The sequence below is a fragment of the Oleiphilus sp. HI0043 genome (genome assembly GCF_001634935.1).
The window spans coordinates 1-990 of record NZ_LWEY01001439.1 but is presented as its reverse complement, the minus strand read 5'-3'; the positions used below and the strand labels follow the sequence as shown (position 1 = coordinate 990).

General features: G+C 41.2%; 1 protein-coding gene. It reads left to right on the top strand.

Features of this window, described 5'->3' with window-relative positions; translation table 11 throughout:
* The coding region (locus A3729_RS20200) for an insulinase family protein (RefSeq protein WP_197475949.1) at positions 1–990 on the top strand (990 nt) is incomplete at both ends.

Sequence of the window (990 nt, the reverse complement as noted above, 5' to 3'; positions counted from 1 at the left end):
GAGCGTGAAGTTAACGCTGTTCATTCCGAATACACATCCAAAGTCAAGGATGATGGACGACGCTTTTATTCTGTAATAAAAGCAGTATTAGCCGACGATCACCCCTATAGCCGCTTTTCTGTTGGAAACCTTGAAACCCTGAGTGACAAAGGCGAAGAAAAGTTACGCGACACTTTATTAGAGTTTTATCAAAAGAATTACTCTGCGAATCAAATGACTTTGGTAATTTTGGGGAAAGAGCCTCTTTCAACACTTAAAAAGTGGACACTAGCCAAGTTCAGTAACATTCCAAACAGCAACGTCGAGTTTACCGACATATCGCAAGATTTCTTCGCAGAAGATTTCCTACCTGTAAAAGTTGAAGCGCAATCGATAATGGACAAGCGATCAATGATGCTCGCATTCCCCATACCATCATCAAGCCTTCACCAAGACTCAAAGCCTGTATCCTACCTATCAAACCTGATTGGCCATGAGGGTAAAGGCAGCCTATTGTCGGCATTAAAAAATGAAAACCTAGTCGACTCACTATCGGCCGGTGCAGAGTTTGATACTAGAGTCAAAGAACTGTTTGTTATCCGCATGAGCTTGACTCAGTTTGGCTTTGACAACCAGGAACGAATTCTAGAGACCATTCATAGTTATATTGACCTTCTACGTAAAGAAGGCCTGAAAAAGCTTTACTTTGACGAACAAAAAACCATGTTAGATATTGCTTTTAACTATCAAGAGAAAAGTGAACCCATTCATTTCACGAGCAAGCTATCAAGGGCGCTCCAGTTTACTTCAGCAGAAGATATTCTTATCAAGCCCTACTCGCTCAAGCAGTTCGATCACGAGTTATACAAAACATACTTAAGCCATCTTAATCCCAAGAATATGTTTGTTGCGGTTAGCGCTAAAGCAGTTGTTGGAAAACGGTTTACTGACTGGTACGACGCACCCTATAACATTCAAGAACTGGATCAGAACCTTCTGGATAAACTCATC